The organism is Pantoea cypripedii (genome assembly GCF_002095535.1).
Lineage (GTDB): Bacteria > Pseudomonadota > Gammaproteobacteria > Enterobacterales > Enterobacteriaceae > Pantoea > Pantoea cypripedii.
Genome location: NZ_MLJI01000001.1, coordinates 141,759 through 162,110, shown reverse-complemented (window position 1 = coordinate 162,110; position 20,352 = coordinate 141,759). Strand labels below are relative to the sequence as shown.

General features: G+C 56.4%; 20 protein-coding genes. 5 read left to right on the top strand and 15 right to left on the bottom strand.

Annotated elements, in window-relative coordinates:
- Window positions 1-5: 5 nt before the first annotated feature.
- On the bottom strand, window positions 6-2,276 hold the full coding sequence (metE, locus tag HA50_RS00700) for a 5-methyltetrahydropteroyltriglutamate--homocysteine S-methyltransferase (protein WP_084871732.1): 2,271 nt from the start codon (window positions 2,274-2,276) through the stop codon (window positions 6-8).
- Between the two features lie 142 nt (window positions 2,277-2,418).
- Here metE and metR point away from each other — a divergent pair, with 142 nt between their 5' ends.
- Complete coding sequence (metR, locus tag HA50_RS00695; RefSeq protein WP_084871731.1) at window positions 2,419-3,351, top strand: HTH-type transcriptional regulator MetR; 933 nt, start codon at window positions 2,419-2,421, stop codon at window positions 3,349-3,351.
- 53 nt (window positions 3,352-3,404) lie between these two features.
- On the top strand, window positions 3,405-3,884 hold the full coding sequence (locus HA50_RS00690) for a YehS family protein (RefSeq protein ID WP_084871730.1): 480 nt from the start codon (window positions 3,405-3,407) through the stop codon (window positions 3,882-3,884).
- On the opposite strand, the gene HA50_RS00685 is transcribed toward HA50_RS00690, so the two are convergent.
- From HA50_RS00685 to pldB, 3 genes are all read right to left on the bottom strand, one after another.
- Entirely contained in the window at window positions 3,881-4,747 is an 867-nt protein-coding gene (locus tag HA50_RS00685) for a carboxylate/amino acid/amine transporter (protein ID WP_084871729.1), read from the bottom strand. The two genes, HA50_RS00690 and HA50_RS00685, sit on opposite strands and share 4 nt — an antisense overlap.
- A 176-nt stretch (window positions 4,748-4,923) precedes the next feature.
- Window positions 4,924-5,724 (bottom strand): sugar/pyridoxal phosphate phosphatase YigL, encoded by an 801-nt coding sequence (gene yigL, locus HA50_RS00680; RefSeq protein WP_084871728.1) that lies wholly within the window; start codon window positions 5,722-5,724, stop codon window positions 4,924-4,926.
- A gap of 31 nt (window positions 5,725-5,755) precedes the next feature.
- Window positions 5,756-6,748 (bottom strand): lysophospholipase L2, encoded by a 993-nt coding sequence (gene pldB, locus HA50_RS00675; RefSeq protein ID WP_084871727.1) that lies wholly within the window; start codon window positions 6,746-6,748, stop codon window positions 5,756-5,758.
- 104 nt (window positions 6,749-6,852) lie between these two features.
- Here pldB and rhtB point away from each other — a divergent pair, with 104 nt between their 5' ends.
- Window positions 6,853-7,476 (top strand): homoserine/homoserine lactone efflux protein, encoded by a 624-nt coding sequence (rhtB, locus tag HA50_RS00670; RefSeq protein WP_084871726.1) that lies wholly within the window; start codon window positions 6,853-6,855, stop codon window positions 7,474-7,476.
- A gap of 133 nt (window positions 7,477-7,609) precedes the next feature.
- Here the strand turns inward: rhtB and rhtC are convergent, their stop codons facing one another.
- The 3 genes from rhtC to pldA are packed head-to-tail and all read right to left on the bottom strand — an operon-like array spanning window position 7,610 to window position 10,969.
- A complete protein-coding gene (rhtC, locus tag HA50_RS00665; protein ID WP_084871725.1) occupies window positions 7,610-8,233 on the bottom strand; it encodes a threonine export protein RhtC in 624 nt (207 codons plus the stop codon).
- 12 nt (window positions 8,234-8,245) lie between these two features.
- Window positions 8,246-10,069, bottom strand: a complete 1,824-nt coding sequence (gene recQ, locus HA50_RS00660) for an ATP-dependent DNA helicase RecQ (protein ID WP_084871724.1) — start codon at window positions 10,067-10,069, stop codon at window positions 8,246-8,248.
- Between the two features lie 21 nt (window positions 10,070-10,090).
- The gene (pldA, locus tag HA50_RS00655) at window positions 10,091-10,969 is read right to left on the bottom strand and encodes a phospholipase A (protein ID WP_084878257.1); all 879 of its coding nucleotides are present in this window, start codon (window positions 10,967-10,969) and stop codon (window positions 10,091-10,093) included.
- Window positions 10,970-11,159: 190 nt separating this feature from the next.
- On the opposite strand from pldA, the gene HA50_RS00650 reads away from it, so the two are divergent.
- Window positions 11,160-11,630: a thioesterase family protein gene (locus HA50_RS00650; RefSeq protein WP_084871723.1), complete on the top strand. Its 471-nt coding sequence runs from the start codon at window positions 11,160-11,162 to the stop codon at window positions 11,628-11,630.
- A gap of 43 nt (window positions 11,631-11,673) precedes the next feature.
- Complete coding sequence (gene rarD, locus HA50_RS00645; protein WP_084871722.1) at window positions 11,674-12,573, top strand: EamA family transporter RarD; 900 nt, start codon at window positions 11,674-11,676, stop codon at window positions 12,571-12,573.
- On the opposite strand, the gene HA50_RS00640 is transcribed toward rarD, so the two are convergent.
- The 8 genes from HA50_RS00640 to dapF form a co-directional block, all read right to left on the bottom strand.
- Entirely contained in the window at window positions 12,544-13,596 is a 1,053-nt protein-coding gene (locus tag HA50_RS00640) for an AbrB family transcriptional regulator (RefSeq protein WP_084871721.1), read from the bottom strand. The genes rarD and HA50_RS00640 overlap by 30 nt on opposite strands.
- A 99-nt stretch (window positions 13,597-13,695) precedes the next feature.
- Complete coding sequence (corA, locus tag HA50_RS00635; RefSeq protein ID WP_084871720.1) at window positions 13,696-14,649, bottom strand: magnesium/cobalt transporter CorA; 954 nt, start codon at window positions 14,647-14,649, stop codon at window positions 13,696-13,698.
- A gap of 184 nt (window positions 14,650-14,833) precedes the next feature.
- Window positions 14,834-14,890, bottom strand: coding sequence for a YsgD/CorL family protein (ysgD, locus tag HA50_RS32095; RefSeq protein WP_415860461.1), 57 nt, complete (start codon window positions 14,888-14,890; stop codon window positions 14,834-14,836).
- Window positions 14,891-14,965: 75 nt separating this feature from the next.
- Window positions 14,966-17,128 carry a DNA helicase II gene (gene uvrD, locus HA50_RS00630; RefSeq protein ID WP_084871719.1) on the bottom strand — a complete coding sequence of 721 codons (2,163 nt, stop codon included), beginning with the start codon at window positions 17,126-17,128 and terminating at the stop codon, window positions 14,966-14,968.
- A gap of 51 nt (window positions 17,129-17,179) precedes the next feature.
- On the bottom strand, window positions 17,180-17,896 hold the full coding sequence (yigB, locus tag HA50_RS00625; protein ID WP_084871718.1) for a 5-amino-6-(5-phospho-D-ribitylamino)uracil phosphatase YigB: 717 nt from the start codon (window positions 17,894-17,896) through the stop codon (window positions 17,180-17,182).
- On the bottom strand, window positions 17,896-18,804 hold the full coding sequence (xerC, locus tag HA50_RS00620) for a tyrosine recombinase XerC (RefSeq protein ID WP_084871717.1): 909 nt from the start codon (window positions 18,802-18,804) through the stop codon (window positions 17,896-17,898). The genes yigB and xerC overlap by 1 nt, the downstream gene beginning before the upstream one ends.
- On the bottom strand, window positions 18,801-19,505 hold the full coding sequence (locus HA50_RS00615) for a DUF484 domain-containing protein (protein WP_084871716.1): 705 nt from the start codon (window positions 19,503-19,505) through the stop codon (window positions 18,801-18,803). The genes xerC and HA50_RS00615 overlap by 4 nt, the downstream gene beginning before the upstream one ends.
- Window positions 19,502-20,326 (bottom strand): diaminopimelate epimerase, encoded by an 825-nt coding sequence (dapF, locus tag HA50_RS00610; protein WP_084878255.1) that lies wholly within the window; start codon window positions 20,324-20,326, stop codon window positions 19,502-19,504. The genes HA50_RS00615 and dapF overlap by 4 nt, the downstream gene beginning before the upstream one ends.
- Between the last annotated feature and the right edge of the window lie 26 nt (window positions 20,327-20,352).

The following is a 20,352-nucleotide window of genomic DNA, read 5'->3' as shown; positions in this document are numbered from 1 at the left end:
AACGATTACGCGGTTTCACCGCGCAGTTTTTTCGCCGCTTCCACCATATTGGCCAGAGCCTGACGGGTTTCCGTCCAGCCACGGGTTTTCAGGCCACAGTCCGGGTTCACCCACAGACGTTCTTCCGGGATACTCAGCGCCGCTTTACGCAGCAGGTCTTCCATCCACGCCACGCTGGGTACGTTCGGTGAGTGGATGTCATACACCCCTGGGCCGATTTCATTCGGGTAGGCGAATTCTTTAAACGCATCCAGCAGGTCCATGTCGGAACGTGAGGTTTCGATGGTGATCACGTCCGCATCCAGCGCGGCGATAGAATCCATGATGTCGTTGAACTCGCAATAACACATGTGGGTGTGGATCTGGGTGTCATCCTGCGCCACCGCCGCGTTGAGGCGGAACGCATCGACCGCCCAGGTGAGGTAGGCCGCCCAGTCGGACTGATGCAGCGGCAGACCTTCACGCAACGCCGGTTCATCAATCTGGATGATGCCGATACCGGCTTTTTCCAGGTCTGCCACTTCATCACGCAGCGCCAGCGCAATTTGTTTGGCAATGGTTTCACGGGTCACGTCTTCACGCGGGAACGACCAGCACAGGATAGTGACCGGACCGGTGAGCATGCCTTTGACCGGTTTATCGGTCAGCGACTGGGCATATTTCGCCCACTCTACGGTGATGGCTGCCGGGCGGCTGACGTCGCCGATAATCACCGGCGGTTTTACGCAGCGTGAGCCGTAGCTTTGTACCCAGCCATTCTGAGTGAACACGAAGCCATCGAGGTTTTCGCCGAAGTATTCAACCATGTCGTTACGCTCGGCTTCACCGTGTACCAGCACGTCAAGCCCCAGGCGTTCCTGTTCCACAATCGCCTGTTTGATGTGTTCAGCGATACCGGTGCGATAGTGACCGCCATCAATGTTGCCTTTTTTGAAGTCGAGACGCAGGCCGCGGATTTCAGTGGTCTGTGGAAATGAACCAATGGTAGTGGTCGGCCATGCTGGCAGGTGGAAGCGGTTGCGCTGCGCCTGAGCACGCTCGGTGTAGGCGCTGTTACGTTCGGTGTCTTTGGCCTGGATTTTTGCCAGACGCGCCGCCACAGCGGCGTTATGTACGCGGCTGGAGTGGGCACGGGCACGGATTGGCGCACTCCAGGCTTCAAGGGATTTTGCATCGTTGCTGTTCAGCGCGTGACTCAGCAGGGACAGTTCAGCACATTTTTGCAGGGCAAAAGCAAACCAGCTTTTCACTTCGTCATCGAGACGGGTTTCCACGCTCAGGTCGATCGGGCTGTGCAGCAGCGAGCAGGAGGAGCCGATCCACAGCTGCTTGCGTTTTCCCACCAGCGGTTGCAGGCGTTCGAACCAGTTGCTGAGGTCGGCACGCCAGACGTTACGACCGTTGATCACCCCAACAGACAGCAGCCATTCTGCTGGCAGTTGCTGGTTGATGTGCTGGATATCATCTTTGCCGTGCACCAGGTCAACATGCAGCCCCTGCACTGGCAGCGCTTTGATCACATCAAGGTTCTGGCCGATACTGTCGAAGTAGGTGGTCAGCAGCAGTTTGGTTTTGCCCTGCAACGCGTCGTAAGCCGGTTTGAACGCGGCACGCCATTCCGGCGGCAGTTCCAGTGCCAGCGCTGGCTCATCAATCTGCACCCATTCGATATCGCGTTTTTTCAGTTCAGCCAGCACCTGTTGATAAACCGGCAGGATGTCTTTCAGCAGCGAAAGGCGATCAAACTGTTCGCCTTTGACTTTACCCAGCCACAGATAAGTGACCGGGCCGAGTAGCACGGGTTTGACTTTATGGCCGAGTGCCAGCGCTTCGTCCACTTCGTCCAGCAGCTGGGTCCAGGTCAGTCTGAACTGCTGACCCTGGGTGAATTCTGGCACCATGTAGTGATAGTTGGTGTTAAACCATTTGGTCATTTCGGCGGCGGCGGCTGGTGCGCCAGTCGGTGCACGACCACGGCCCAGGCGGAACAGGGTATCGAGGTCAACGGAGCCGTCTTTATTCTGGTGGCGGGCCGGTACGTTGCCCAGCAACAGGCTGGTGGTGAGTACGTGATCGTACCAGGCGAAGTCGCCCACCGGCAGCAGGTTCACGCCCGCCTCTTTCTGTTGTTGCCAGTGACGTGCACGCAGTTCACGCCCCACGGCAAGCAAATCTTCCTGAGAGCTGTTACCTGCCCAATAACTTTCCTGGGCTTTTTTCAATTCACGACGCAGACCGACGCGAGGAAAACCGAGTGTATGGTTCAGAATGGTCATTTGATGTCCTCCAGGTATTCTTTATTGAGCAGCTTAGGTTACAATCAGATGTTTAGCCGTCCAGATGTTTACACCGCTATCTTCTGCGGGTACTGTATGTTCCTCAAGCGCAAATTGTTCAATCTCGATGTGAAGGATTCTCATGATCGAACTCAAACACCTGCGGACGCTGCAAGCGTTACGGCATACCGGCTCTCTGGCCGCCGCCGCCGCTCAGCTTCATCAAACGCAATCGGCGTTATCTCATCAGTTCAGCGACCTGGAGCAACGGCTGGGCTTTCGCCTGTTTGTGCGTAAGAGCCAGCCACTACGGTTTACACCACAGGGGGAGATCCTGTTGCAGCTGGCTGAGCAGATCCTGCCGCAGATTCAGCAGGCGTTGCAGGCTTGCCATGAGCCGCATCAGACGACGCTGCGCATCGCCATTGAGTGCCACAGCTGTATTCAGTGGCTGACGCCAGCGCTGAATAATTTCCGTCAGAGCTGGCCGCAGGTGGTGATGGATTTTAAATCCGGCGTGACATTCGACCCGCAACCCGCGTTGCAGCAGGGCGAGCTGGATGTGGTGCTGACCTCCGATATTTTGCCGCGCAGCGGGTTGTTCTATTCCCCGATGTTTGATTACGAAGTGCGGCTGGTGCTGGCACCGGATCATCCGCTGGCGCAGCGCGAGACTATTTCACCAGACGATTTGGCGGATGAAGTACTGCTGATTTATCCGGTGCAGCGTCAGCGGCTGGATATCTGGCGGCATTTTTTGCAGCCTGCGGGAGTCAGCCCGGCGCTGAAGAGCGTCGATAATACGTTGCTGATGATCCAGATGGTGTCAGCACGCATGGGGATTGCAGCGTTGCCTCATTGGGTTGTGGAAAGCTTTGAGCATCAGGGATTGGTGGTGACCAAAACGCTGGGTGAAGGGTTGTGGAGCCGTTTGTACGCGGCAATGCGTGACGGTGAGCAGCGTCAGCCGGTGCTGGAGGCGTTCACACGTTTTGCCCGCCAGCATGCCTGTGATCATCTGCCTTTTGTGCGCGATGCATCGCGTCCCGGTTCGTTACAACCGCTGTCTTCCTGAAACGGCCTACTCTATAATGCGCCGCCTCAACCCGTGACCAGGAGATTTTCACCATGACCAATAACGATGTGCTGCGCAGCGTGCGCTATATGCTGGATTTAAGCGACAGCAAAGTGGTGGAGATTTTCGCCCTGGCGAGTTGCGATGTGCCGCTGGAAGATGTGCAGGCGTGGCTGAAGAAAGATGATGATGCCGCTTTTCGTCCCTGCCCGGACGTGCTGATGGGTTATTTCCTTAACGGTTTGATTTTCCATCGTCGCGGTAAAAGCGAAGATGCGCCTGCGCCATCGATTGAGCGCCGCATGAACAATAATATCTTCCTGAAGAAGTTACGTATCGCGTTTGCCCTGAAAACCACGGACATTCCCGAGATCTTGCTGAAGGCAAACTTTAAGGTTTCTCAGGCGGAGATCGGCGCAATTTTCCGTAATCCGGATCATAAGAATTACCGCGAATGCGGTGACCAGATTCTGCGTAACTTTTTAAAGGGGCTGACGCTGATACAGCGCCCGGCCCCTGCCAAAAAGGCTTAATGGCTGGTCGCGGTTTTTCCCAACACCCAGCGTTTATGCACATAAAGTGAAGCGAAGATCACAATGGCCCCGGCGATAAAGCTCGGCCAGTGTGGTTTTTCCTGCCAGATCGCCAGGTTCACCAGCAATCCTGCCGGGACATGCATATTGTTCATGATACCCAGCGTGCCTGCATCCACCTGGGTAGCGCCATAGTTCCACATAAAGTAGCCCAACCCGGACGCGGCCACGCCCAGCCACACCAGAATGCCCCATTGCAGCGAAGTGGTTGGCAGCTTGTTGGGGTTGCCCCACAGGCTCCAGGCAATCACCGCAATGATCACTGCGCCAAGGTAGAACCAGGAAAACGCGGTGTGCTGCGGCATCGGGCGCGTCTCCTGCAAACGCTTGTAACCCACCATGCCGATTGCAAAACAGATATTCGCCGCCTGCACCAGCAGCAGACCTAACCAGAAGTGGTCGCTGACTTTGTCATAACGAATAATTGCTGCGCCGACCACCGCCAGCAAAGCACTGAAGGCGTAGCCAATTCGCAGCGGTCGGCGGCTGAGCAGATCGTAGATCAGGGTGACATACAGCGGCGTCATGACGGTAAATAACAGGAATTCCGTCACGCTGAGATAGAGGTAGGCTTCAAAGCTGAGCAGGTACATGATGCCCAATTGCAGCATCCCCACCAGCATATACAGCAGGATGGTCGAGGCGCGATAACCACGCCAGCGCAGGAAGGGCAGAAAAACAATGGCTGCCAGTGCCAGACGCATCAGCACCGAGAACCAGGAATCCACCTGACCCGCCAGATATTCCCCGATAAAACTAAAGGAAAAAGCCCACAGAATGGTGGTAACGATCAATAACGGCACAGTAACGACCCCAAAATGAACAGTGCCGCTAGTGTAAACAAACTGTCGCTGTCTGGTTGAATTATCTGGTTTACAAGCGTTCAAAATGCAGGCAGCCGTAGCGGCGCGATTTATCGCGCAATCAGGACAGTGCGCAATAGCGCGATAAATCGCGCCGCTACGGATCGCAGATAAACTTACGCCAGAAACAGCTTACGCAGCGTATGTGGTACCGCGTCTTCGGCGTTGCTGCCAATCACTTCCAGCGCTGGCAACGTGTCTTTCAGGCGCTGATGCGCATTGCGCATGATGCAGCCCTTGCCCGCCATGCTGAGCATCTCCACATCGTTCATACCATCACCAAAGGCGATACACTCTTTCAGTGAATAGCCGAGCTGTTTCGCCACGGCTTCCAGCGCGTGTCCCTTGGAAACGCCACCCGCCATCACTTCCAGACAGGTCGGCAGCGAGAAACTGACGTTAACCCGATCGCCCCAGCGCGCTTCAATCGCCTGTTCCATCGGGATCAGATGCTCTGGTTCGTCGCAGGTAAAGAAAACTTTGCTGATGCCATCCGTCGGCAACATGCCGGGCTGATACACCTGGTAGTTAAACACCGACTCGCGGAAATAATCCTGCTCGGCCGGGCGATGGCGGCTGATAAACCATTCGTCATCACGGTAAACGTGGGTCAGCACCTGCTCATCGTGGTATTTCAGGCCATACAAATCCTGCGCGATATCGGCATCCAGATTGTGGCTGAAAATCAGTTCGCCGTCGGCGTTATGCACCCGCGCACCGTTGGAGGTGATCATATAAGCCGGGATGCCGAGACTGTCGCGCATTTGTCCCACATCGATATAGTGACGACCGGTGGCAAAGACGAAATGAACATCGCGCGCCACCAGCTCCTGCAAGGTACTGCGGGCAAAAGGTGTCAGGCGATGGTCCGGAGAAAGCAGCGTGCCATCCAGGTCGGATGCGACGATGTGGTACATGTAAACCTCGGTTGTAGGTATCAATAATCAATTAAACGTGGCGTGCAAAAAAATCGACCACGGCGTTTAGCGCCTGGGCGCGCATCGCGTCTGTTTCAAACAGGATCTCATGTCGCGCACCCTCAATCACATAGGGCGTGACGCCTTCGCAGGGATGCCCTGCCGCCGCCATCGCCTCACAAAACAAATCCTGCGAGCGGTTATCCACCACCCGATCTTCACTGGCCTGCATCAGCAGCATTGGCGTGGTGATGTTATTCACCTGGCTGATGATGTTGCGTCCGGCCTGCACCCCTTCCCTCACCCAATGGTAGGTCGGGCCACCGACGCGAATTGCCGGGTCATCGGCATAAAAACGTAAATTGCGGCGATAGCGTTCCCGGCTGTGCGTCAGTTGGTTGATACCGAACGGATGCGCGCGCCAGCGCCCGGTCCCCAGGGCGTAACCGTCACGCAGGGCAGGCATTTTCTCTGCCCAGTCAAGGATACGGTGCGCCAGGAACGGTGGCAGCGGCAGGGTGATGCCGAACATCGGTGCTGACAGCGCCACCGCATGAAACGCCCGTGGCTGACGTGCCAGAAACAGCGTAAGGATCGCCCCGCCCATTGAGTGCGCCAGCGCATAGCGTTGCCGGTAATGACCACTGACGATCTCTTTCAGGTACAGCGTTTCCAAATCATCGACATAATCGGTGAACTCCACCACATGGCCGCGGTGGGAGTCCTCCAGCAAACGGTCGGAACGTCCCTGGCCGCGATGGTCGATGATCACCACATCGAAGCCACAATGGAACAGGTCGTAGGCCAGTTCCGGGTATTTGATATAGCTTTCGATGCGTCCGGGAACGATCAGAATGACACGGCGATGTTGCGGAGAAGTGAAGCGCACATAGCGGATGGTGAGATTGCCCACACCGGTAAATTCACGCTCTTCGCGACGGTGCCAGAAGTCGAGCAGCGGACCGGTGGCAAAGGAAGCAAACGCCTTTTCACGCCTGAGCCAACTCTGTTTTATCTGCTGCATCCGCCCCCCTGAAAAAAACGTCAACGCCGCACCTCCACTCCATAGCGTGCCGCGATTTTCTGGCGTATTGTGTCACACTTCGCTAACTTCAGGGAATGTCACACATGACCATTGAATGGTGGTTAACCTATCTGTTAACCACAACAATCCTGAGCCTGTCACCCGGCTCTGGCGCAATTAATACCATGAGTACTGGTATCAGCCACGGCTATCGCGGCGCAGTCGCCTCGATCTCCGGCCTGCAACTTGGTCTTTCCGTGCATATCGTGCTGGTGGGCGTAGGTCTTGGCGCGCTGTTTTCCCAGTCGGTGCTGGCGTTCGAAATCCTGAAATGGGCAGGGGCGGCCTATCTGGTCTGGCTCGGTATTCAGCAGTGGCGCTCAGGTGGCGCGCTGGATCTCAATGCGGTCGCCAAAGCGATGCCACGTCGCCGTTTGTTTAAGCGCGCGGTGCTGGTTAACCTCACCAACCCCAAAAGCATCGTGTTTCTTGCTGCGTTGTTCCCGCAATTTATTCAGCCGCACCAGCCGCAGCTGATGCAATATCTGGTGCTCGGCGTCACCACCGTCGTGGTCGATATTATCGTGATGATTGGTTACGCCACACTGGCGACCCGCATTGCTGGCTGGATTAAAGGCCCGAAACAGATGAAGGCGATGAACCGCACCTTCGGCGGATTGTTTATGGCGGTAGGTGCATTGTTAGCCAGCGCACGCCGTATCGCTTAAGAAACAACACCAACATGAAACCGTCGGTGTCGCAGCCAGTTTGGTGCCGGCCAGCGCACAGCCCCCGGAGCGTACACGTAGTACGTGAGGAGGGCGAGCACTGCCCGGTGCCAAAATGGCAAGTAAACCAGGTTTATCGGGAAATGATTAAATGGATACCGAAACCGGCGAACAACACACCTGCCATACCATCTACCCACTTCGCCATGCGCTGATATTTATCGCGCATCCACGGCAGGGCAAAAATCGCCGCTACCACGGTAAACCAGGCAAAGGTTTCCACCAGAATCAGCAGGAATAATCCCCAACGCTCCAGTGCCCCCACATCATTGCCCACAAACAGCGAGAACACGCTGCCAAAGTAGATAATCGCTTTGGGGTTGGAGAGGTTGGTCAACAAACCTTTCAGGAAGCTCATGCCCCTTTTTGGCAACTCAACCACCGGTGCATCAACCTGGGGTTGCTTATGACGCTGACGCGCCGAGCGCATCAACTGCCAGCCCATCCACAGCAGATACAAGCCGCCGCCGACCATAATGATCTGATGCAGCCACGCCATTTTTTCCATGATCAGATGCAGACCCATCAACGCCACACCGGCCCACACCATCACACCCAGCGTAATCCCCAGCACACCCATCATTGCTTCTTTACGCGAACGGCTGGCGGCGGTCTGCGAAACAAAGAAAAAGTCCGGGCCGGGGCTCATCAACGCCACCAGGTGCACCAGCGCGACGGTAGCGAATAACATCAACATGCTTTTTTTCCTTTACTCTTCATCAAGATGTTCTTTGATCATCACCAGGAATGGCTTACCAAAGCGCTCCAGCTTGCGATGACCGACACCGTTCACGCTCAGCATTTCTGACGCGCTCACCGGCATTTGTTCTGCCATTTCAATCAGCGTGGCATCGTTAAACACCACGTAAGGCGGGATATTCTCTTCGTCGGCTATCGCTTTGCGCAACTTGCGCAGCTTGGCAAACAGCTTGCGATCGTAATTGCCACCGTACACCTTCGGTGAACTGTTGCGGGTTTTCACCGTCACAATACGCGGCACCGCCAGCATCAGCGGCACTTCGGCACGTAATACCGGGCGCGCCGCTTCGGTGAGTTGTAAGGCGGAGTGCATGGCGATATTTTGCGTCACCATGCCGAGGTGAATCAGCTGACGCAGCACACTGACCCAATGTTCGGTGCTTTGATCGCGACCAATGCCGTACACCGGCAGTTTATCGTGACCATTATCGCGAATACGCTGGTTACTGGCACCGCGCAAAACTTCGACAATATAGCCCATACCAAAACGCTGCCCTGTGCGATAAATGCCGGAAAGCGCTTTCTGCGCTTCCACCAGGCCATCGTAGCGGCGTGGCGGATCGAGGCAGATATCGCAGTTGTCGCACTGCTGCTGACGCCCTTCACCAAAGTAGTTAAGCAGCACCAGACGGCGGCAGGTTTGCGCTTCGGCAAACGCCCCCATCGCATTGAGTTTATGCCGCTCAATATCCTGCAACGGACCCGGTGCTTTCTCTTCCAGACATTTACGCAGCCATGCCATATCCGCCGGGTCATACAGCATCATCGCTTCTGCCGGCAGACCATCACGCCCGGCACGACCGGTTTCCTGATAGTAGGATTCGATATTGCGCGGGATATCAAAGTGCACCACAAAACGTACGTTGGGTTTGTTGATCCCCATCCCAAACGCAACGGTGGCCACCACGATTTGCAGATCATCGCGCTGAAACGCTTCCTGTACCCGCGCACGCTGGGCGCTGTCGATACCGGCATGGTAGGCCCCTACGCTCAGGCCGCGACTTTGCAGGCGTGCTGCCGTGTCTTCCACTTTGGCGCGGCTGTTGCAGTAGATAATGCCGCTTTTACCACGCTGATCCTGCACGTAACGCAACAGCTGCTCAGTGGGTTTAAACTTCTCCACCAGCGTGTAGCGGATGTTGGGACGGTCGAAGCTGCTGATTTGAATCAACGGATCGTCCATCTGCAACAGATGCGCGATGTCATTACGCGTGGTTTCGTCGGCGGTGGCCGTCAGTGCCATCACCGGCAGATCCGGGAAACGCTGGCGCAACTGGCCCAGCGCACCATATTCCGGACGGAAATCGTGACCCCATTGCGAGATACAGTGCGCTTCATCCACCGCCAGCATCACCGGATTCCAGTGGTGCAGGCTGTCGAGGAAGTTATCCATCATCAGGCGTTCAGGCGCGATGTAGAGCAGTTTCAAACGGCCGGTGCGGCAGTCGGCAAACACCTGCTGCTGCTGCTCACGCGTCTGCGTCGAGTTAAGACAGGCAGCCGCCACGCCGTTCGCCAGCAGTTGATCCACCTGATCTTTCATCAGCGAGATCAGTGGCGATACCACCAGGGTTAACCCTTCGCGCACCAGTGCCGGGATTTGATAACACAGCGATTTGCCACCGCCGGTGGGCATAACCACCAGGCAATCGCGCCCTGCCAGCGCCGTTTCAATAATGGTTTGCTGACCGGGACGAAATTGCTGGTAGCCGAAGGTATCCTGTAATACCTGCTGCGCCAGCGTTTCCTGATTGAGCACTGCCGATGTTGCCACGGTAATCCTGTTTTTTGCTTATCAGAACAGATCGTTGAGCGTCACGCCCACACCCACGCGCGTCTGGCGGTGGTTGTAGTCGATGAGCGATTCACCGTAGCCGCTAAACAGCTGGGTGTAAAAACGCACATGCTCGCTGATCGGGTAACTCCAGGCGAAGGTTGCACCGCCGTAGCCACTGTTCCAGTTGTAATTGCCTTCCACGCTAAAGATGCTGTCGCCAAGCATGTAGCCCAGCTTCGCGCGGTAGTAGCCCATATATTTGGTGATGTCCGGATTGTCGTCATTGCTGGCGCTTTCCGGGATACGATACCAGGGTTTGATCTCCGCGAGGAAATTGCCATTCTCCGCCATCAGGCGCGCATACACCCGGTTCCAGCTGCGTGAGGTCGGATCGCTGCGACCATTCGACTGATGGTTCAGACCCATTTCCACATCACGTAATGTCCAGCCACCCAGAGTGTAGTCCGTGGCCCAGCCGAGGAAAATCTGCGGCTCATAGTTGGTTTCACGGAACGGTGATGATGCACCACGGTTGGATAGCTGCCACCAGGAACGTTGCGTATAGGAGGCCGCCAGTACCGAATTGTCGCCCAGAATACCGCGCCACAGCGGAAAGGCCAGACTGAGCTGGAATTTTACTTCATCTTTTTTCGCTTTGTCTGCCCAGTTGTATGAGGAGATGGCCTCTTTATTCATGTCGCTGGTGTAGGTGTAGAGCAGATAGTTGTTTTCGTAAGGATAAAGCACGAACGGGTTATCGTGTTTCTCCAGCAGATTGGCAATAATACTGCCCTTTACTGCCGGTGCGTCGTGAACCTCTTTAACCGTGGCTTCATCAGCCTGCGCCAAAGCAGGGAGTAACAGGGCCGCTGCCAGCAAGGCGCGATGCTTACGCATAAAATTCTCCAGTGGGCACTGCATAGCAAAATCGTTAAGTAACGGTTTAAAAAAGCAGGTCATTCTACACACAAACTGATGCCCTGATTAGTGACGATTTCTGAAACTGGAAAGCAGCCCGAACGCGGCATAATATACACAACTCATTAACATCTATTGCCCCATGCGGGGGCATTTGAAGGCCATCACCATGTCATCACCCATGCTGACACCACAGGAAGCACGCCGTCTGATTGGCGAAATTTTTGTTTATCATATGCCGTTTAATCAGGCGCTCGGGCTGGAGCTGGATCGGCTGGAGCCTGAATACGCTGAACTGGGTTTTGCCAATAAAACCATGTTGGTAGGCAATGCGGCACAACGTATTTTGCACGGTGGCGTGATCGCCTCGGTGCTGGATGTTGCTGCCGGCCTGGTGTGTGTCAGCCATTCGCTGACGCGTCAGGAAAGTATCAGCGAAGAGGAGCTGCGTCAGCGGCTGTCGCGTATGGGGACTATCGATATGCGTGTCGATTATCTGCGCCCGGGGCGCGGTGAGCGCTTCGTCGCCACCAGCAGCCTGCTGCGTGCCGGTAACAAGGTGGCAGTGGCACGGGTAGAACTGCACAACCAGCAGGGCGATTATATCGCCACGGCTACCGCAACTTACCTGATTGGTTAATCACCCACGACGTGCGAGAATCGCCGTTTTTCTGGAATAAATGATGGATACGCAACAAACGCGCCAGGGCATTGGCTATGCGCTCGGTGCCTACTTTCTCTGGGGCATCGCTCCCGCCTACTTTAAGCTGGTCAAAGTGGTCCCCCCGCTGGAAATCATGACGCACCGCGTTATCTGGTCAGCGTTGTTTATGCTGCTGCTGATTACCCTGAGCCGCAACTGGAATCAGGTGTGCAGCGTGTTACGTCAGCCGAAGAAGGTCCTGTTGCTGGCGATCACCGCCGTGACCATTGGTGGCAACTGGCTGTTGTATATCTGGGCCGTGAATAATCAGCATATCCTCGAAGCCAGCCTGGGTTACTTTATTAGCCCGCTGATTAACGTGGTGCTGGGGATGTTGTTTATGCGCGAGCGTTTCCGCCGTCTGCAATGGCTGGCGGTGTTTCTCGCTACCACTGGCGTGCTGGTGCAGCTGTGGCAATTTGGCTCGGTGCCGGTCATCGCGCTGGGGCTGGCGTTGAGCTTTGCCTTCTACGGCCTGATGCGCAAGAAGATTCAGGTTGATGCCCAGAGCGGCATGTTGATTGAGACGCTGTGGCTGTTCCCGCTAGCGGCAATCTACCTGTTTGGTTTTGCCGACAGCGCCACCAGCCATCTGAGCGCCAACCCGCTGAGCCTCAATCTGAAGCTGGTGGCCGCCGGTGTCGTCACCACCGTCCCGCTGATGCTGTTTGCCGCCGCCTGTACACGCCTGCGTTTATCGACCATCGGCTTTTTCCAGTATATCGGCCCGACGCTGATGTTCCTGCTGGCCGTAGGGTTTTATGGCGAGACCGTCACGCCCGATAAGCTGGTGACCTTTGGCTTTATCTGGCTGGCTCTCGCCATTTTTATCCTCGATGCGGTTGTTGTTTCAGCTCGCACGCGCGTGCGCATAGCGTGAAATAAAACGCGCCAGGGCCGGGCCAGTGAGCAGAATGGTGAACAGGCGTAAGGTCTGCAACGCCATGACAAAGGCAATATCGACCTGGCTCCCCGCCGCAATAATCGCTACGGTATCCAGCCCGCCAGGGCTGGTTGCCAGGTAAGCGGTCATCAGATCCACATGCAGCACGCGCGTCAGCATCCACGCCAGCCCGCCACACAACAGCATCAGGCCGATTATCGATACCACCATTTGCGGCAGGGTACGCAGCGCCAGCAGGAAAATCGGACGGGTAAAGCGCAGCCCCACACTCCAGCCAATTAGCGCATAAGCCAGCGCCAGCAACCACTCTGGCACCTGCAAGGTCGCCACCCCCGTTCCCTGCAAGGTCGCGCCGATCAACGCCGGTAATAACAATGCACCGGATGGAATCCGCAGTTTTTGTCCCAGCCAGGCCCCGCCTACCATCACCACCAATGTCAGGGCAAAGCTGCTGTGCAGTGGCGGGAACCACACCAAATCGGCGCTGCCACCGCCGTTACCCAGACCGATTCGCGCCACCACTGCGGCTGCCGTCGCCACAAACAGCACGCGCAGGTACTGCATAAAAGCCACCAGCCGCACGTCTGCGCCAAAATCTCCGGCCATCGCCACCATTGCCGACGCACCACCGGGCGACGATCCCCAGGCCCCGGTAGGTCCGGGAAGGTTGCTGAAGCGGACCAGCAAAAAGCCTGACAGTCCACTGGCGGCCAGCGTCAGCACCAGCACCGCCATCACCACCGGCCAGTCTTGCAACAGTGGCGGTAAAATGGCGGGCGATAAGGTTTGCCCAATCATGCAACCGAGAACCGCCTGAGCCAGCACAAAAAAGCGTTTATCGATGCGTACCGCAGCACCCGACAGTCCCATCACGGTGCCGACAATCATCGGCCCCAGCAACAATGCCGCAGGCAAGTGAAACAGCTGGAAGATAATGCCCAGAATCAGAGAAGCAATCAGCAGAATGGTCCACTGCTGTCGCAAAGAGAGACGCGCCATAGGGTGGAAGGATAAATGTTAATAAAAATGAGGGAACAGATTACGCAGAAATGTGATAACGCGCCAGTTTTACGGGCCGCAGAGACGGCCCGCCAATTGTTACAACCAGTTTTTGCGTTTGAAATAGAGGTAGGGAGCAAGTCCCGCGAGGATCATCAGACCAATCGCCGCCGGGTAGCCGAAGCTCCATTTCAGTTCCGGCATAAACTCGAAGTTCATCCCGTAGCTGGACGCCACCAGCGTTGGCGGCAGGAACACCACCGACACCACGGAGAAGATTTTGATGATGCGGTTCTGCTCGATGTTGATAAAACCCATCGCCGCCTGCATCAGGAAGTTAACCTTCTGGAACAGCGATTCGTTGTGCGGCAGCAGAGATTCGATATCGCGCAGGATTTCGCGTGCCTGCTCCAGCTGATTAGCGGGCAGACGGGCTTTACGCACCAGGAAGTTAAGTGCACGCTGGGTATCCATCAGACACAAACGCACCTTCCAGCCGATATCTTCCAGTTCCGCCAGACGTGACAGCGCCAGGTCATACTCTTCGCCCTGCTGCCCTTCCATGATCACGCGACTGAGTTTTTCCAGCGCGCTGTAAATGTTCTCGATCTCATCCGCCAGCTGTTCGATTTTGGTCTCAAACAGGTCGAGCAACAGTTCGAAGGCGTTACCGTCGAGCAGCGTCTGGTTACGCGCGCGCATGCGATACAGGCGAAACGCTGGCAATTCACGCTCACGCAGGGTGTACAGGCGATCTTCACGGATGGTAAACGCCACCGTCGAGTTACCGGCATGGTCTTCCGCGTCTTCATAGAAGAAGAATGAGTGAATGTGCAGACCATCTTCATCTTCAAAAAAACGCGCCGAAGCTTCGATGTCTTCCAGTTCTGGCCGTGTCGCCAGGCTCTGGCCCAGCTCGCTTTGCACCAGATCGCGTTCACCTTCATCCGGCTCGATCAGATCGACCCACACAGACGTGTTGAGCTTTTCGTTTTGGTCATCCAGTTCGAGGCGCGTCAGGCGGCTGCGATCCAGTTTAAATGCGCTCAGCATAGCAATACTCCCCATTGCAGACTTTATGGGACAAGGCAGTGAACCGTCTGGCTTAGGCTAAACGGGCACGGCAAAGCCTGAACACGGAAACTTTCGCTTCAAGGGTACATCAGTGCTGACTCGTGCGACGGGAAAAAAAGGGAGGTCGCTGATAACCGCTAAGGCTACCAGCTAAGAGGTAGCCTTAGATGTTATTCCTGTGAACCAGGTTATTGAGCCAGCATCGACTGGGCGTGTCCAAGGCGTTGTCCTCTCATGATAATAGTGCGCGCATGTTACGCTGAGACGAAAAAGTCGTCAAGGCAGCGCAACCGCGCTACACCGTTTCCAGGCGGGCATAGGCGGCCACCAGCCACTTGATGCCCTGCCCCTGAAAAGCGACCTGCAGACGGCTGTGTTCACCGCTGCCTTCGAGGTTAATAATGGTGCCTTCGCCAAATTTGGCATGACGTACGCGCTGGCCGAGCGCGAAGCCACTGTCATTTTTTGCCACCGGCGTTCCCATCCGCTGATGGCTGACCGGACGACTGACGCTGGCGCGCAAACGCACCTCTTCCACGCAGTCCTCCGGCAGCTCGCCAATGAAACGCGAGGGGCGGTGATACACTTCCTTACCATAAAGACGACGGGTTTCAGCGTAGGTCAGCGTCAGTTTTTCCATCGCACGCGTGACGCCAACGTAGGCCAGACGACGCTCCTCTTCGAGGCGGCCGCCTTCGTCCAGCGACATCTGGCTGGGGAACATGCCCTCTTCCATGCCAACGATAAAGACCTGGCTGAACTCCAGCCCTTTTGCCGAGTGCAGCGTCATCAGTTGCACCGCGTCCTGCCATTTGTCTGCCTGGCCTTCCCCCGCCTCCAGTGCGGCATGGGAGAGAAATGCCTGCAGCGGCATCAAATCTTCGTCTTCATCCTGATAGCTGAACTGGCGCGTTGCCGTCACCAGTTCCTCAAGGTTTTCGATACGTGCCTGGCCTTTTTCGCCCTTCTCTTGCTCGTACATCAGCCACAAACCGGAATCTTTGATCACCCGGTCAGTCTGCACATGCAGCGGCAGTTCGGCGGTTTCGCTTGCCAGCGAGTCCACCAGTTCGCAGAAACGTTGCAGCGCCGCCGCGGCACGGCCAGCCAGCACCTTGTTTTGCAGCAGTTCACGCGTCGCCTGCCATAGGGTCAGTTGCTGTTCGCGCGCCGTCTGACGCACCACATCGAGGGTACGATCGCCGACGCCACGCACCGGCGTATTCACCACGCGCTCAAACGCCGCATCGTCGTTGCGGTTGGCCATCAGCCGCAGATAAGCCAGCGCGTCTTTAATTTCCTGACGTTCGAAGAAGCGCATGCCGCCGTAGATACGGTACGGCATGCTGCCCTGCAACAGCGCCTCTTCCAGCACACGCGACTGGGCGTTGCTGCGATAGAGAATGGCGCAGTCGTTCAGGGCGTTGCCGTTCTCATGCCAGGCTTTGATGCGATTGACGACGAAACGGGCTTCGTCCAGCTCGTTAAAGGCGCAGTAAAGTGAAATCGGTTCGCCATCACTGCCATCGGTCCACAACTCTTTGCCGAGTCGTCCGTTGTTGTTGGCAATCAGGGCGTTAGCCGCTTTCAGGATATTATTGGTGGAACGGTAGTTCTGCTCCAGACGGATGGTTTCCGCACCGGGGAAATCCTGCAAAAAGCGCTGGATGTTTTCCACCTGGGCACCGCGCCAGCCGTAGATCGACTGGTCATCATCACCGACGATAATCACCCGGCCCGTGTCACCCGCCAGCATACGAATCCACGCGTACTGGATGTTGTTGGTATCCTGGAATTCGTCCACCAGCACGTTGCTGAAACGCTCGCGATAATGGTTGAGGATATGCGGCTTGTTCAGCCACAGCTCATGCGCGCGCAGCAGCAGCTCAGCAAAATCCACCAGCCCGGCACGATCGCAGGCTTCCTGATAGGCCTGATAAATCCGCAGCCAGGTTTGCTCGACCGGATTACCGTAGCTTTCGATGTGTTTTGGCCGCAGACCTTCATCTTTTTTGCCGTTGATGTACCACATGCCCTGACGCGCAGGCCATTGTTTCTCATCAAGGTTCATCGCTTTGATCAGGCGCTTCAGCAAACGCAGCTGATCTTCGCTATCGAGGATCTGGAAATCCTGCGGCAGCCCCGCATCAAGATGGTGGGCGCGCAGTAAACGGTGCGCCAGGCCGTGGAAAGTGCCGATCCACATGCCGCCCTGGCTGGTGCCGATCAGTTGATCGATACGATGACGCATCTCCGCAGCCGCTTTGTTGGTAAAGGTGACCGCCATAATCGAATAAGGCGAGCAGTTCTCCACCGACAACAGCCAGGCAATGCGATGCACCAGCACACGGGTTTTGCCACTGCCTGCTCCGGCCAACACCAGCAGGTTGCTGCGCGGCGCGGCGACCGCCTCGCGCTGTTTGTCATTTAAGCCGTTAAGCAGATCAGAAACGTCCATAAGCACCGTTTTAAAAAGAGAACATCCAAATACTGGATGAATTTACAGCCATTATAGCAGCGAGGTCAGTGATGCCAACTGCGAAATTTCAACGTGCGGCAGCAGGCGCGCATCGTCAATCTGCATCAGATTGCCGTCACGCAGGTTAATCCAGCATGCCTGCATCCCGGCGCGCAGTGAACCAGCCACATCGGTGGTGAGATCGTCACCGACATGCAGAATATGTTCCGGCGCAATGCCTAACCGCTCCGAAGCCAGATGATACATATCCTGCCACGGCTTGGCGCGACCATGCGGCCCGGCGCGCAGCGCGAACTCAAAATAGCAGGAGAGGCCGAGTTTTTCCGGATTGGCATTGCCGTTGGTGATCGCCACCAGCGGGACTTTGTTGCCCAGCGCGGTCAGCGTCGCATGCGTCTCTTCCGGCATCTCCACCTCGCTCCGCCAGCGATGAAACACGCTCATCACTTCACTGGCCCCTTTGGTGGCTTCCGCAGCAGAAAGACCGACATTGATCAGCGCCAGTTCTACCGAACGACGACGCCATTCGGACACATCGTGATAAATCTCCGGCTCGCGTACCAGCAATTCACCACGCAGCGCCTGGTAATCCGCCGGAGTGAAATCGCCCAATGCCGGGTGATAAGCCTGCAACGCGGCATGGGATTCTGCGGTGGTTTTGCGGATCACCGGATGGTTGTCATATAAGGTGTCGTCGAGATCAAAAGTGATCGCTTTGATCTGACGCAGCGGACGATAAAACTTCATTACGACTTTCCTCGTTTGGCACGCGGATGGGCTGAATCGTACACCGTTGCCAGATGCTGGAAATCAAGATGGGTATAGATTTGCGTGGTCGAGAGATTGGCGTGGCCGAGCAGCTCCTGCACCGCGCGTAAATCGCCGCTCGATTCCAGCAAATGGGTAGCAAAGGAGTGGCGCAGTTTATGCGGGTGGATATGGCTGGCAACGCCCTGTTTAATGCCCCATTCGGCGAAGCGTTTCTGCACGTTACGCGCAGAAATACGGCTGCCGCGATTGGAGACAAACACCGCATCATCCTGCGGCGCAAAGCTGTCGCGCAACGGCAGCCAGTGCTGCAGCCAGGTCACGGCGGTGCCACCAATCGGTACCTGCCGCTCTTTACTGCCTTTACCCACCACCCGGACCTCACCGCTGTCGAGATCGAGATGGCGCAGATCCATATTCACCAGTTCCGACAGACGCAATCCACCGCCGTACATGGTTTCCAGCATGGCGCGATCGCGCACCGCCAGCGGATCGTTGAGGTCAATTTCCAGCAGCTGGTTAACCTCATCGACATCCATATTTTTCGGCAGATGGCGCGCATTACGCGGAGTAGAGATCCCTTTTGCCGGATTGCCGCTCAACTGGCCCTGTCTGACCTGCCAGTCAAGAAAACTGCGCAATGCCGACATACGTAACGCCAGGCTGCTCGGGCCTAAACCCGCGCGACGGCTGCGGGCGGCGATGTTGCGCACCTGCGCCGGTTCCAGCTGGCTCCAGGCGGTGATTTTCATCTCATCGGCCTGGCTGATAATCACCTTAAGCTGGCGCGCATAATTTTCCTGCGTCAACGGGCTGAGCTGGCGCTCCACTTTCAGGTAACGCAGAAAGCCCTCAACGGCAGGCAGCAGCGGGCTGTCACTACTCATGCACGCTCTACCCAGCGTGACAGCAATTCCGGCAGCATCAGCGCCAGATGTTGCAGCAGCAGCGTTCCCATCCCGGCCTGATAATGCTGGTTGTCACGGCTGCTAAAGATTAATACGCCCAGCTCACCGCGATCGCCCATCAGCGACATCGCTACCGAGCCGATAGCTTTCGCCTGCGGCAACAGCAGCAACAGTTCCGGGCCATTCAGGTGGCCGAGATAATGCTGCTCGTCACCGAAGCGCTGAATCCGTAACGGTTCAAACGCCTGGCGTGACAGACCCAGTTGGGTGAAATCGGACGGCGCGCCAATGTGCCATTTATCGCTGAACAGCCGCACATTGGCACCCGCCAGACCCAGCTCACGCGCCCAGCGATGCAGACGAGTCAGCATATCCTGCAAACTATCGGCAGTGGCCAGATGGCCCTGCAACGACAGCAGGCGATCAAACAGCTGATGGTTGGCGGTTGCCTGTTCCATCAACAGGGTGATCTCCTCTTCCAGCTGCTGAATATGGTTGCGTTGCCGCGCCATATGCCACTCGACCAGCGACACGCTGCCGCGTACCGGATGCGGCACCATCATCTGTTCGACCTGCCGCGCATTGCGAATAAAGAAATCGGGGTTCTGACGCAGATACGTGCTGACCGCCTGATCGTCCAGCAGCACCGCGCTGTCGGTCTGCTCTTCGACATTTTTCATAGATGAATAAACCCATCGTAGACGTGTGTGGCTGGCCCGGTCATAAACAGCGGTTGACCGGCCCCTTTCCAGGCAATATGCAGCGTTCCACCAGGCAGATCGACACGGACTTTTTCCGCCAGAATGCCCTGCTGAATACCGCAGGCGACAGCAGCACAAGCGCCACTGCCGCATGCCTGAGTTTCACCCGCGCCGCGTTCATAAACGCGCAGACGAATGTGTTCCCGATTGACCACTTCCATAAAGCCGACGTTGACGCGTTCCGGGAAACGCTCATGGCTTTCCAGAATCGGACCCAGCGTTTCCACTGGCGCGGTTTTCACGCTCTCGACCTGGATCACGCAGTGCGGGTTACCCATCGAAACAGCACCAAACATCACCGTCTGATCCGCCACGCGCAGCAGATACAGGTTCTCGGCTTTGTTGGCCCGGAAAGGCACTTGCTGCGGGTCGAAGTTGGGTTCACCCATGTTAACGCGCACCAGTTCATCATTGGTGACGCTCAACACCATGCGCCCGGTTTGCGTACTGACGCGAATGTCGCTTTTGTTGGTCAAACCTTTCAGCCGGACAAAACGAGCAAAGCAGCGCGCGCCGTTGCCGCACTGCGCTACTTCACTGCCGTCGGCGTTGAAAATACGATAGTGGAAATCGAGGTCCGGATCGTAGGGTGGCTCGACGATCAGCAGTTGATCGAAACCGATCCCCAGGTGGCGATCCGCCAGACGGCGAATCAGCTCCGGCGAAAAAAAGACGTTTTGCGTCACGGCGTCCACAACCATGAAATCGTTGCCGAGACCGTGCATTTTCGAGAACTGCATTTTCTGCTCCGCCGGATTACTCATAG